Origin of the sequence: Lysinibacillus sp. Y5S-8, assembly GCF_036894365.1 — a bacterium.
GTDB lineage: Bacteria > Bacillota > Bacilli > Bacillales_A > Planococcaceae > Lysinibacillus > Lysinibacillus fusiformis_D.
In genome coordinates, this window is the sequence record NZ_CP145889.1 from 4,113,780 (window position 1) to 4,126,928 (window position 13,149).

The window sequence follows — 13,149 nt, forward strand, 5'->3', positions numbered from 1 at the left end:
TAAAAAAACTGCCTTGCCACTATTATATGGAAGACAGTTGAAATTTGGTTACACATATGCTCTCAATAATAAGCCAACGAATAGCGTAATGATTAAAAAAACTGTAATATGGGCCCATTTATACATATCTAATAAGCCTATAAATTCTCGTGTAAATGCATTGGGAACATAGTAAAAGGCTGTCTTTGAGCCAATTCCTTCTGCATCTAGCTTTGCTTTCTTAGCATAAATACTTGCACGAAATACATGGAAATTATTTGTCACAAATAGCGAACGATATTTTTCTCCCTGCGCATGATGATCCATTATTTTTTTGGAAAAGACCATATTTTGTTCTGTATTGGTCGATTGATCTTCGAGCAATATTTTGTCAGTGGGAAGATGTTGTACATCTATTAAGTATTGTTTCATGGCATATGCCTCGGTTAGCTTTTCGTCATTGCCTTGACCACCTGAGACAATGATAAAAGCTCTCTCCCCATACTTTTTATACTGCTTTACTGCCTCATCTAAACGACTTGCTAAAAGTGGGGGCACTTTATCCCCAATTAACCCTGAGCCCAATACAATAATATAATTTGGTTCATAGCGTATGGGTGTAAAATGATACAGTATTGCATAGGCAAGAACACTTGTGTATAAAAACATTGTATAGCCAAAAACCAAAAACGCATAGAAGAAAAGAATATGCCAAAGTATATTTTCGATTTGGATAAAAATGACGAAAACATACCATATCATCATAATAACAAAACTTAGTCCGAGAATCGCTAACATTAAATTACGTACTTTACGCCCTTCCTTCTCTAATAATACTTTACTATTGAAAAACATTGCGATTGATAAAATAAACATAATGCTTGGAAAGCTTCCCAATATAATAAATATCCCCATTTCTGAAATAATCCCCTGATCATTTGGCAGCAATAATGGATAGTGCATAATGAACGCTCTTATCATATAGATCCCTATTAAACCTAGTGCTACCGCATTGAGAAAGCGCCTTTTTTCTGTTAAGTACAACACGATAAATAATGTGATGAAAAGTGTTAAAGTTAGTAGCATCGTTTCACTCCTTTCTATTGCAGAATTTTCACAATCATGGCATTTGTCACTACTTGTTCAAATTTGATGATATAGCTCAATTATTGAAGGCGTTTGTTTTATTTTTTAATATAGTTCATGTAATATTACTATATAAGAACTAGTTTATGACCAAATTCAAAATTATATTGGAGGAATGTAAGTAATGAAAAAAATTCTTGCCGCTCTTTTTGCAGCGACACTGATATTTTCGACTGTTGGTGCAACATTATTCATTTCGGATACACCAACGGCAGAAGCTAAATCCTATAAATCAGGTAAAAAAGGCTTCACTAATAACAACAATAATAGCTCGAATATCCAAAAATCTAAGGATACTTCTAAAGATCAAAATAATGCAACAACAAATAAAAACAACTCATCCTCTACTAATAAAGTAGATACTACTAAAAAAGGCGGCTTTTTCTCTGGCGGTCTAATGAAAGGCTTAATGCTTGGTGGTCTAGCTGGTTTATTATTCGGCAGTCTATTTAGTGGCATGGGGATTCTTGGCAATATTTTAGGTCTACTCATTAATGTAGCTGCAATTGCCGTTATCGTGATGCTTGTGGTAAAGATTATGAATATGTTTAAAGAGAAAAAGCGCAAAGAGGAAGCACAATGGCACAAATAATCAACGAACAAGATATTATTAATGCTATTTGTTTATCTCAAGCTTATTATAAAAACATTCGTCCCGAGGCAGTTCTTGTCGAATTGACTTACGAAGATGACGCTGGCTTTGGTGCAGAGGTTGAAGTAAACGGTCAAATCGAAGTGCTTAATACAGCAGCTATGATTGGTGCATTACGTGTTTGGATTAAAGATGTTCTACATAGTGACCCATTCTCAACTGGGATTGAGCTTGTTTTAGACGACGAGGAAGGCATTATTGCCAAACTATCATAAAAAAAAGCAGTACAATGAATTGTTCAAAAATTCATCGTACTGCTTTTTACTTTTTCAAACGTTTCTTCATCTCTTCTTTTTCTTCCTCATTAAGAGAAAAATCTACGATAGAACGCCCTAGCATTAGCAACATAATAAACATTACTCCCGTACCAACTATTAAATAAATCATTGTAAATACTTTAGAATAAGTCGTTGTTGGATATAACCCTGTTTCTACGCCTGTTGGTATCAAACTCACTACAGCAAAATACATAGCATCTAACCAGTACCATCCTTCAGTTCCCTTGTAAAACAGTGTTCCTGATAAAATGATTAAAAACAATGTAGTAAATAATGAGATAAATTGAGGACGTTTAAATGACTTCCACAACCCTTTTACTAATCTTTTCGCAGATAATATAAATGACAGCATCCCCATTCTCCTCTTTAAATACGTTCTACAACATAGTTAGACTATACTTCGTTTTTATTAAAAACGTCAAAAGGTAGAGGTGATGGTCCCCTACCTTTTCAGAATTATTTAATGAATATTTGACTAAGGCTTGTAAATATTTTAGCGGCTTGACCTCTTGTTGTGACAGCTTCTGGTGAGAATTTCCCTTCATTTCCTGTCACAATCCCCAACTCATACAACATGGTAATGGCACGTTTTGTTTCTGCATTATAAGAGGTTACATCTGTAAATGGCACATCGCCCTTTGCACTATATGGTTGATTAAATTGCTGTTCATAGGCACGACTTATCATTAAGGCTAGCTGAGCACGTGTAACAGACTGTCCAGGGTTAAATTTCCCATCAGTTCCTTTAATAAGCCCATGAACATATGCTGCTGCAATTTCTGATTGTGTTACTGCGTCATAATTTGCAATGTCAGTAAATGGTGCCTTCTCATCTGTAGATAACTCTAAACTTCTCACAAGAATAGCAGCGGCCTGCGCACGCGTTACACTACTATCAGGTCTAAATGTCCCATCCGTATAACCATTCATAAGCCCAGCGTCCGCAGCTTTTTGAATGTATTCTTTCGCCCAGTGCTGTGCTGTATCTGTAAAGCTTACTGTTCCCTTTGTAGTGAAAGTAATCGTTGGATTTTGAACACTTTCATTACCAGCTGCATCGATTGCTTTGATGGAAACATTGTAGGTTGTATTTTCTGTTAAATCTTCAAGTGTAAATGTTGTCGTATCTGCACCCAATGTTGAGATTAATTTTCCATTCACATAGACATTGTAATTTGCCACACCTACATTATCTGTCGCGTCCTGCCATTTAACCTCTACAGTTGTACGATTTTTCATATCTACTTGAATAGCTTTTGTTATATCCCATAACGAGCTAGTTTTAATGATTGGTAAAAATGCTTCATTTGCGACCGCTAAATAACCAGCTTCACTTAAATGAATGTTATCAGGGTTTGGTAAATAGCTTGCAACATCCTTTGCAACAACATCATATGTCGGCACAAAAATGGCGCCTGCTTTTTCAGCGGTTGCTTTAATTGTTGAATTCACTGTAGCCAATAACAGTTTAAATTGATTTTGTAGATTCTCACTATAGTATGGGAAAGAATTATAATAGCCCATCACGTATATTTCTGCTTGTGGATTTATCTTTTTGATTTCAGATAGGATTGTAGCAATATTCGATACAGCTTCTTTAGTAGCTTTAACAAGAGCCATCGTATCAATTCCCGTTGATTGGGACTCTTTTAATAATGGTAATAAATCATTTGCTCCAGCCGTTAATGTAATGATTTCTGCCTCTTTAATAGAAGCTCGTAACCTTACTTGTTCCTTTGTGTATCCAAAACCTGTGACTGTTTTTTCTACATCATTTTGTAAATCTGCTAAAACATTTTTGGTAGTGTAGCCTGACATAGCAAAGCCCTTATTATAAGAAGTAAGGAAGCCATCCTGCTGTAAGGCCTGTGCAATAAAATCCGTGTAGCCTAACCCAATAACACCTACCTCATTCATTCCATGTGCTAATGAGTCGCCTAGTGCCACATAATCAGATTGGATAACCCAGCTTGGTGCTATGTAGTCGTCTTGTTCTTGTGCATTAGCTACTACAGGGATGGTTAATTGCAAAGCCAGTACACTCGCTGCTAAATAACGAAATTTCTTTGATAATCGCATTTACTCTCTCCTCTACTTGTAAAATAGTCATTGTTTTCACTATTTTACTAGAGGGAAGTTAAAAATAGGTTAAATTACAGCAATCTTTTTGAAACTTTTCTCTACTCCGTTTGTATTTTTCCATATACTCCACCACCACCAACCTCGATCGCTAATCGACCCGTTCTAGCTAAATCAATTAAATGGGCGACTTTATGTGGCACAACTTGTTCAAGCTGGTTGAGCGTTACCACATGTAAAATATTCATTTCAGTACCAAATGCTTCTATTAAACGCTCCATCATTTTAGGGCCGATACCAGGGATGAAATCAAGTGGTACTTGATGAATATAAGGCGGTCTATTTCGTTCATTCAGAAAATCCTCTGATAGTTCCTGAATACGTGTAGCTACACCCTTTACGATTTGCATACTTCCACAGTTTGTACATATGGTAGCTTCGTTACCTAGTCGTTCTCCACATTTAGCACAGACCGTTTGATGATACTTGCCAAGCAAAGGATTTAAACCGTAATTCGCTGTTACTGCTCGACCTTGTTGTTCATGTAGAGCCATTTTTAATTCTGCAAAATTTGCTTCTGCTAATTGTAACTTTTGATACTCACGTGCCAGTTTTCCAAGCGAATGAGCATCAGAATTACTAACGAACGTATATGCTTGTAATTCTTTGATACGACTTACCATATTGGTATCAGAGCTTAACCCTAATTCAATGGCATCGATAAGCTGTGGATCAAAGACTTCTGTTAAGCTACGCTCAACCCCTTTACCAAACAAACTTTTAAATGGTGTAAAAACATGGGCAGGAATAAACAAACCTCCCAATTCATGCACCTTTTGCTGTAATGTGAGACCGTCACAATAAATTCGCTGAGAACTCAAGTGGATATTTTTCATATGCTGGGACATCCAATCAGAGAACTGCTTCATAAGCATCAATGTTGGAAAGTAAGCAAGCACATGAATAGGTCCATGACAATATTGATCGTAAATTTCGATTTCCGACCCTGGAATCAACGTTGTTTCCTGAAAACGTAGGCCGCCCTCTTTTAATTCCTGTAGTTCACCTTGTTCAATCATCTCCATCATTTCTTCGATTACTTCGGGTGAATGACAATCAATAATCCCAATAATATCTAATCCCTTTCTAGCACTAGCAGTCTCTAAAATTTTTGCTAACGTTAACGTTTTACTGCCAGTAATTTTCACTGCACGCCCACTATAAGTACGCCCAATATGTATATGTAAATCTGCATAAAATATTTGCATTTCAATCGCTCCCTTTAATATTTCAAGTACGTAAATTTTTTTGTTCAAGCGGATTCAAGATAAAAATACCTTACATCACAGCAAGGTATTTCTCACTTTATTATGATGGATGATTGGCGGTAGTGCTATTATTTGTCTCATAAGCATCTGAACCATGTGATGACCCTGACGATGAATCATAGGCAACTAATGTCACACCAATCTTTTTTTCAAGCTCGTTAATTTTCGCAAGTTGCTGTGGATCTAATTGAGCAAATTTAATGTCTTCCATTATCATCAATCCTTTCACTCATAAAGTTCCCTGAAATAAAAAAAGTATACGTCATTCCACCTCAACACAATGGCGTACAGCTCTGTGATTTAACTAATTTCCAAACGTTTGTTGAACGAAAACGAAAATGACTGATATTCAGTCATTTTTTATTGACATTGTTTTTCTCCTCCTGTAACATAATAAACAAGTAAGGTAAAAGTGAGGGATTGCATGTCAAAGGAAGAAAAAATTATTCAAGCTGCAATTGAAGTTTTTCGCGAAAAAGGAATTGAAAAGACGAAGGTTTCAGATATCGTCAAAGCTGCTGGGATTGCTCAAGGAACATTTTATCTCTACTTCCCATCACGCCTTTCTGTCATGCCAGCTATTGCAAAAAATATGGTAGAAAGAATTATTACTACCGTAGATGAAGGTGTTTCAGATCATAAGCCTTTTGATCAGCAACTTGAAGAGGTTGTTGAAATCATTTTCTCGATCACAAAGGAATATGGTGATATCGTTGCACTCATTTATGCTGGAATTGCACAAACAGAGCATTTAAAAGAATGGGAAAGCATTTATGCACCATACTATGATTGGATGAGTAATTTCTTATTAACGGCTCAACAACAAGGCATCATTCGAGATTCAATTAATCCATCACGGTCAGCAAAGCTTATTATTGGTCTAATTGAATCTGCCGCAGAACAAGTTTATTTGTTTGATGACAGCAAGGATGAAACGATGACACTGCTTAAGCTTGAACTTCTAGACTTTTTATATCATGCACTTGGCCTACGTCACGCGTAAGTGACGTTCTCTTTTATCCACAAAATGACTGAACGTCAGTCATTAATTCTATCAATGAAAGGATTTTAATTATGCAAAAAGAATGGTTATATGTCGGTCTAACAAGTTTATTTGAGTTGTTTTGGATATTTGGTTTTAATGTAGCAAGTTCCTGGTGGCATTGGATTATTATTGTGTCTATAATTGCTATCGATTTTCACTTCTTATCAAAAGCTTGTGAAAACCTACCTACTGGTACCGTATACGCTATTTTCGCTGGTGCAGGTGCAATTGGCACTACGTTAATGGACATTTTTATTTTCGATGGAGAGTTTAATGCGATTAAAGGTATTTTCATGTTTATTTTAATATCGGGCGTTATTGGATTAAAATTAGCGGATAACGCACCAACAGATCACGATAAAAAGAAAGGAGTGAATGCATAATGGGTTGGGTATATATTTTATTAGCAGCAATAGCCGAAATTATAGGTGTTATTGGATTACGCTTTTATAGTCAAAATAAAACGATACGAAATTTATTATTATATGTCGGTGGCTTTGGATTATCATTTGCCCTTTTATATGCTTCCTTCAATTATTTACAGCTAAGCATTGCCTATGTTGTCTGGGTAGGTATTGGTACTGTCGGTGCAGTGCTTGTCAATATCATTTTCTTTGGTGAATCCAAAAATCTACCACGAATTATCAGTATCATCGCTATTATCATAGGTGTAGCAGGGTTAAAGGCCGTATCTTAATTAAACTACAATCAAAGGACATCCTTCTAATATCGAGGAATGTCCTTTGTCATTTAAACCATTGAGTATATCTTTGAACCTGTTACATTTTTATAATTAAACAGATACACTGCGGTCATTACTCTAGCTAATGAAAAATCCGTCTCCTGTATAAACATTGACTATTTTTCTAACTAAGAAACATAAAAACTCTTCCTGATATGACTGTTTCCTATGCCATGTATATTCGTAAATGCTACTTTCATAATGAATATATTATGTAAAATAGTTGTCCTTACTTTTTTAAACTTGACTGACCTTCTTTGCGAATTGATCAGGAACATACGTGAGGTATGGTTTACCAGTCAAGGAATGTGTTTGAATATCAGCAAAAACACCAAATACTTCTTGTAACAATGCTGGTGTTAGCACTTCCTCCGGTGTCCCATGACACACGATTCGACCTTGCTGCAACACGTAAATTTGATCACAGTACATTGCCGCAATATTCAAGTCATGTAAAGCCGCAACTACTGTTAAATGTAAGGTTTGAATTAAGTCCATAAGCTGAAGTTGATGTTGGATATCTAAATGATTCGTTGGCTCATCTAATATAAGCACTTGTGCTTGCTGTGCTAGTGCTCGTGCAACCATTACACGTTTTTTCTCTCCACCTGAAAGGGAGCTAAAGCTTCGTTTTTCTAAATGAGCTATACCTGTTTGCTTCAAAGCATCTTTAACAATTTGAAAATCTTGCTCTTGATCTAGCTCTAACAGTTTTTTATGTGGCGTTCTCCCCATGCTAACTAAATCATGTACAGTGAAATCAAATAAAACAGGTGTATCTTGACTAACAACAGCTAAATTCTTCGCAATTGCTTTACTAGATTGCTTTAAAATATCATGCTCATTTAATAATACCGTCCCGCTTTCAGGTTTTAGAAGACGATACATATTTTTTAGCAATGTTGATTTGCCACTACCATTAGGGCCAATTAACCCAACAAACTGCTTTTTCTTTATTTGAATACTTACTTCATGTAGTATACGTTGATCGTTAATGGAGAATGATACTTGCTTTGCTTCTAATGTCATATAAGTTAATCTCCTTCACCGAAAGAATAATTATTGCGACGGAGTAGCCAAATGAAAAATGGACCTCCACAAAAGGCTGTAATAATACCAATTGGCATTTCCTGAGGAGCAATGATAATTCGAGCAAAGGCATCAGCCCACACTAAGAAAATCCCCCCTATTAAAGCACTAATCGGTATCACATATTTATAGTTAGATCCCACAATTAAACGTACTATATGAGGGATAATTAGACCTACAAAACCAATAGAGCCACTGACTGCCACCAGTACACCTGTTAACAGGGAGACAAGTAATATAAGCTGAATCCGAAATTGCTGAAGATTAACGCCTAACGTCACTGCCGCTTCTTCCCCAAGTAAAAGTAAATTTAAATTTCGATAGTGTAGCCAGAGAAGCCCAAATACGACAAAAAATATGGAAGCTGGAATGATAATATTATTCCATTTAGCTCCTGCTAGACTACCTAGCATCCAAAACATAACAGCCTTTAAAGCCCCCTCTTGCTTTGACATCATTAAAATAAAATTAGAAATGGCCGTTAAAATAAAGGAAACAGCCATACCTGCCAATAACAGACGAAAAATAGAAACCCGTCCCCCAACACGAGATAAGAAAAACACCAGTGCAATGGCAAGTAATGATCCTAGAAAGGCTGATATTGAAAGCGCGTAAATACCTAAAAATGAAAAGGCTCCTAAAATAATCACAGATGTCGCTCCGACGGCTGCCCCTGAAGAAATCCCTAAAATATACGGGTCAGCAATGGAATTTCGCACAAGTGCCTGAATGGCTGCCCCCGCAATGGCTAATCCAGCACCAACAATAGCAGCCAATAAAACACGAGGTGCTCTTATTTGCCAAATGATAATTTCCTGTGAGCGACTCCAATCCTGCTCTATGGCATTTTGTATAAAGGGGATTTTAGAAAGAATAACTTTCCATACATACAATGGCGTAACTGATACAGAGCCGACCATGACTGCAAAGGTCATAGAAACAATTAATACGAAGAAAAGGATTAAGGAAAAAAATATAAACTTTTTATTCATCCGTTCTAAACTCCTACTGAATATTGATGAATGAAGCAATAAAAAAAGGTATTCCATACGCAACTACGCATAGAAATACCCTAGAATAAACAAAGTCAGAAAAAATCCAGCTATTGTCCGTAATTGCTTGCATCCTCGTGGGCATTACAGGTATTACTAACTGGCAGGTCTCCTGGCTTCGATTCAACACCCTATAATTGCCTTCCCATTCTTCCACAGTGGCAAATAATATTATAGGACTCCTCGTTACAGTTGCGGGACAGCGTCGGACTTACACCGACTTCCCTTTTAAGTGACATTATAAAATGGCACACCAATAGTACTTGAATTTATAAAATTGTGACGATTCTATCATACATTTTTATAGATTGTTAGTCTACATGGAATTTTATTTCTAAGGAAGAACAATATATAAGCTGTCTCTTCGCAGTTTTGAGCACAATAGCTATTTGCTCGTTATAAATTGGCTATCTATTACTTAATAGTTTTGGCATGGGAGGATACCCTACCACATATTAGCCACTTTTCCTATCACATACATCAACAACATTTCGTTCTCTTCATTCATGTCAAAAAGTGATTGACATCCATCATTTCTGCACATTTGTTTGCTACAGTAAGGGAAAATAGTGAGGAGGATATTACATGATATTTAAAAGAAAATGGTCTACTGGACTTCTAGCAGTAACGGCCTTAATTAGTTTAGCAGCTTGTGCGGAGGAGCAAACGAAGCCTGCATCTACTTCCAATAACACCGCTGAAGAAATGGATCATTCTACGATGAACCACTCAAGCTCAGGTGAAGTACCACCCACATTAAAAAACGCGGATAATCCGAAGTTTTCTGTTGGAAGTAACGTGATTATTACGGATGGACATATGGACGGTATGAGAGGTGCCGAAGCAACAATAATAGGTGCCTATAACACAACTGCCTATGTTATTTCCTATGAGCCAACTTCCGGTGGAAAACGTGTAGAAAATCATAAGTGGGTGATTCATGAAGAATTGATTGATCCAGAAGAAGCACCACTAGCTCCTGGCACAAAAGTAAAAACGGACGCAGCGCATATGGAAGGTATGGAAAATGCGACTGTCCGTATTGAGGAGGCTATCCAAACGACTGTTTATATGGTTGATTACACTTCGACCACAAATGGTGAAGCTGTTAAAAATCATAAATGGGTGACAGAAGAAGAATTAACCTCAAAATAATATAAACAACCTCTTCCAGCATTTCTGGCAGAGGTTGTTTTCTAGCTTTTGTGTTGTAATGATTTTCTATCAATTGACTTATGCCATTTATAGCCGATACCCCATACTGTTTGCAAGTAATCATCCACAGGGAAACCGCTTTTTCTTAATTTTTCTCGTAAATTACGCACATGAGAATCAATCGTACGATCTTCAATTGTCACATTATATCCCCAAACTGTGGTGATTAGATGTTCTCTAGAAAATACTTTGTTTTGATGATCTAAAAATAAAACAAGCATGGAAAATTCCTTTGGAGTTAGAGGAATTGCCTCATGTTGAAAATATAATTCAAAGGATTCTTTATCTAAACGAAGACCCTCAAAGCTAATAACTTTTTCATCTATTTTCGATCTTCTTAATACCGCATGTATACGTGCTAATAACTCTTCCTCATCAAAGGGCTTTAATATGTAGTCATCAGCACCGAGGTTTAAGCCTTTTACAATATCCGCATGCTCTCCCTTTGCAGTAAGCATAATGATGGGTACATCCCAAAACTTCCTAATTTCTTGGCACGCCTGCCACCCATCCATCTCTGGCATCATAACATCCAAAAGAATTAAATCTGCATGCCCATCTTCTAAAAAATCGAAAGCCTCTTGAACGGTAGACGCAGCTCTACAATAAAAATTTGGCTCTAAATAAAGGGTTAATAAATCTAACATTCTTGGCTCATCATCAATGCATAAAATGGTTTTCATCTGTTTCTACTCCTTTAAAAGATAATTCAAAAGTAGTCCCTTTATTTATTTCACTGCTAACCTTCACTTCGCCCCCATGTGCCTGTACAAGTTCCTTGACAATAGCAAGCCCCAGTCCAGAACCACCTAAAGCACGACTACGAGATTTTTCCACTCGATAAAATCGTTCAAAAATATAGGGTAAATCCTTCTTTGGAATCCCCTTTCCTGTATCTTGAACGATAATGCTTAAAACATCATTGTGTTTCTTTGCGGTGACTGAAGTCGTATCTCCTGACGCACAATAGATTAATGCGTTATTTAATAGATTTATCAGGATTTGCTCTAGCCTTGCTTCATCTACCCATACTGTCAAGCCCTCTTCATAACGTACAATAAAATGTATACCCTTCTCTTGAAAAGCAGGGCTTAGCTTTTTTTCAATGTTTGTAAAAAATGAATTTAAATGTACATTTTGTTGTTCAATCACAAACGAGTTTTCATCCATTTTAGCTAAATCAAATAAGTCTTTAATTAATCGAGAAAGTCTATTTGTTTCTTCTATTATAATGGCTAAATACTTTTGGCGATCCTGCTCTGTTAAATCCCGTTTCGAAAGAATGTCGGTATAGCCTTTAATAAAGGTTAGCGGTGTGCGAAGCTCATGTGCAATGCTCGATAAAAATTCCTTACGCTCATGCTTTAAATGATTCAGATCATTAGACAACAGCTGTATAGCATTCGATAAATCCCCAAGCTCATCTTTTCCATTGGTAGAAAGAGCGACTGTAAAATCACCTTTGCTCATTTTCAATGTGGCCTCTTTCATTTGAATTAATGGTTTGGCAAGCTGTCGAGATAGAACGATAATGACTGCTATAGTGACAAGACCAGATACTATACCAACGATGAGAAAATGTTTATTTAAACGTTTCATTAACGCATGAATGGAGTCTGTATTTTGAAACATAAAGACATAGCCAATCGTTCTTTGTTGATTTTGAATAGGACTAATAGTGGCAATCGCTTGAACCTCTTGCCAATCGTCTTGTAAGATCCTTCCCTCATACGGTATTTTTCCCTCAATCTTATGGATCATATCACTAATTTCTAAATCAGGTTGCGAAGAAACCAGTATTGTTCCCTCATAATCAGTCACTACTACATCCGTACTTTCATTAGATTCCATAAGTACCACATGTGCTAGCGTTTCCTCGTTGAAGTTCTGTTCTAATATCGTACGATGTGAATTTCCCCTTGCTTGCAAACTTGCTAGCTCTTCCTCAACTCTAGAATTGGTTAAGGAGACATGTAAAAAAAACATCATAAATGTTTCGATGCAAAATAATGTAATAAAAAAGATGATGCCAAGCTTTAGTGATAGTTTTCTCATCTGTAACCACCATTTTAGAATTTCTTAAAAGTATAGCGTGAAAGTATGAAGATTTCATGCAGAAACAACATTAAAAAAATGTCTATAACGAAATGGACCTCCACTAAGGGAAATCTCTTGATGTTAATGCTTCTTTTTGTGCAGGGTCTTGGATTCGGCACAACTTTATAAAACGATTGTCACAACCCAAGTACGTCAGCAATTTGTAACAGTTAATTAATTTTAGTATTTAATATTGCTTAAGCTATCTCCGTTAACCTGACTTGCTATAAAATTAGTTGATGAGTAGTGGATTGATTGAAGAAAAACAAGCGACTCCTTGGGGATTAGCGTCACAGAAGTAGTTTTGGAGAGAATAATGCGGGTGAAACAGCTCATCCGATGATCCTTGAAAGCTTAGCTCTATGCAAAGAACAAAGTGATCGTTCACAAAGGAAATCAACTTTGCTTTGCTCAACTGCCATTCTTATTTTTCTAATAAGATGACCC

Annotated in this window: 15 protein-coding genes and 1 riboswitch; of the genes, 6 read left to right on the forward strand and 9 right to left on the reverse strand. The window is 36.4% G+C overall.

From position 1 onward, the window contains the following. Positions 1-48 precede the first annotated feature (48 nt). Entirely contained in the window at positions 49-1,065 is a 1,017-nt protein-coding gene (locus V6670_RS20110) for a YdcF family protein (protein WP_338651951.1), read from the reverse strand. A 184-nt stretch (positions 1,066-1,249) separates the two neighbouring features. Between V6670_RS20110 and V6670_RS20115 the strand changes: the two genes are divergently transcribed. Then, positions 1,250-1,717 carry a hypothetical protein gene (locus V6670_RS20115; RefSeq protein ID WP_141905387.1) on the forward strand — a complete coding sequence of 156 codons (468 nt, stop codon included), beginning with the start codon at positions 1,250-1,252 and terminating at the stop codon, positions 1,715-1,717. After that, a complete protein-coding gene (locus tag V6670_RS20120) occupies positions 1,705-1,992 on the forward strand; it encodes a DUF2653 family protein (protein WP_036124608.1) in 288 nt (95 codons plus the stop codon). Before V6670_RS20115 ends, V6670_RS20120 begins: the two co-directional genes overlap by 13 nt. Positions 1,993-2,038: 46 nt before the next feature. On the opposite strand, the gene V6670_RS20125 is transcribed toward V6670_RS20120, so the two are convergent. The 4 genes from V6670_RS20125 to V6670_RS20140 all read right to left on the reverse strand — a co-directional run bounded on the left by V6670_RS20125 (position 2,039) and on the right by V6670_RS20140 (position 5,673). After that, positions 2,039-2,407, reverse strand: coding sequence for an ion channel (locus tag V6670_RS20125; protein ID WP_036124610.1), 369 nt, complete (start codon positions 2,405-2,407; stop codon positions 2,039-2,041). A gap of 104 nt (positions 2,408-2,511) precedes the next feature. Then, positions 2,512-4,134: an S-layer homology domain-containing protein gene (locus tag V6670_RS20130; protein WP_338651952.1), complete on the reverse strand. Its 1,623-nt coding sequence runs from the start codon at positions 4,132-4,134 to the stop codon at positions 2,512-2,514. Positions 4,135-4,235: 101 nt separating this feature from the next. Next, a complete protein-coding gene (locus tag V6670_RS20135; RefSeq protein WP_338651953.1) occupies positions 4,236-5,402 on the reverse strand; it encodes an endonuclease Q family protein in 1,167 nt (388 codons plus the stop codon). A 100-nt stretch (positions 5,403-5,502) separates the two neighbouring features. Then, the gene (locus V6670_RS20140) at positions 5,503-5,673 is read right to left on the reverse strand and encodes a hypothetical protein (RefSeq protein ID WP_338654733.1); all 171 of its coding nucleotides are present in this window, start codon (positions 5,671-5,673) and stop codon (positions 5,503-5,505) included. Between the two features lie 213 nt (positions 5,674-5,886). Here V6670_RS20140 and V6670_RS20145 point away from each other — a divergent pair, with 213 nt between their 5' ends. From V6670_RS20145 to V6670_RS20155, 3 genes are all read left to right on the forward strand, one after another. Beyond that, positions 5,887-6,465: a TetR family transcriptional regulator gene (locus tag V6670_RS20145; protein ID WP_036124620.1), complete on the forward strand. Its 579-nt coding sequence runs from the start codon at positions 5,887-5,889 to the stop codon at positions 6,463-6,465. A 71-nt stretch (positions 6,466-6,536) separates the two neighbouring features. After that, complete coding sequence (locus V6670_RS20150; protein ID WP_338651954.1) at positions 6,537-6,890, forward strand: SMR family transporter; 354 nt, start codon at positions 6,537-6,539, stop codon at positions 6,888-6,890. Then, entirely contained in the window at positions 6,890-7,204 is a 315-nt protein-coding gene (locus V6670_RS20155) for an SMR family transporter (protein WP_058843587.1), read from the forward strand. The genes V6670_RS20150 and V6670_RS20155 overlap by 1 nt, the downstream gene beginning before the upstream one ends. A gap of 282 nt (positions 7,205-7,486) precedes the next feature. Here V6670_RS20155 and V6670_RS20160 read toward each other — a convergent pair whose 3' ends face one another. Both V6670_RS20160 and V6670_RS20165 read right to left on the reverse strand, forming a co-directional pair. Beyond that, on the reverse strand, positions 7,487-8,278 hold the full coding sequence (locus tag V6670_RS20160; RefSeq protein ID WP_036124627.1) for a heme ABC transporter ATP-binding protein: 792 nt from the start codon (positions 8,276-8,278) through the stop codon (positions 7,487-7,489). Between the two features lie 5 nt (positions 8,279-8,283). Beyond that, positions 8,284-9,330: an iron chelate uptake ABC transporter family permease subunit gene (locus V6670_RS20165; RefSeq protein WP_036124629.1), complete on the reverse strand. Its 1,047-nt coding sequence runs from the start codon at positions 9,328-9,330 to the stop codon at positions 8,284-8,286. 144 nt (positions 9,331-9,474) lie between these two features. Further along, positions 9,475-9,663, reverse strand: a riboswitch (cobalamin riboswitch). Positions 9,664-9,975: 312 nt separating this feature from the next. Here V6670_RS20165 and V6670_RS20170 point away from each other — a divergent pair. After that, complete coding sequence (locus tag V6670_RS20170; protein ID WP_338651955.1) at positions 9,976-10,545, forward strand: YdhK family protein; 570 nt, start codon at positions 9,976-9,978, stop codon at positions 10,543-10,545. A gap of 41 nt (positions 10,546-10,586) precedes the next feature. On the opposite strand, the gene V6670_RS20175 is transcribed toward V6670_RS20170, so the two are convergent. Together V6670_RS20175 and V6670_RS20180 are read right to left on the reverse strand one after the other, a co-directional pair. Next, positions 10,587-11,288 (reverse strand): response regulator transcription factor, encoded by a 702-nt coding sequence (locus tag V6670_RS20175; protein WP_338651956.1) that lies wholly within the window; start codon positions 11,286-11,288, stop codon positions 10,587-10,589. After that, positions 11,266-12,660: an ATP-binding protein gene (locus V6670_RS20180; protein ID WP_338651957.1), complete on the reverse strand. Its 1,395-nt coding sequence runs from the start codon at positions 12,658-12,660 to the stop codon at positions 11,266-11,268. The genes V6670_RS20175 and V6670_RS20180 overlap by 23 nt, the downstream gene beginning before the upstream one ends. Positions 12,661-13,149 lie beyond the last annotated feature (489 nt).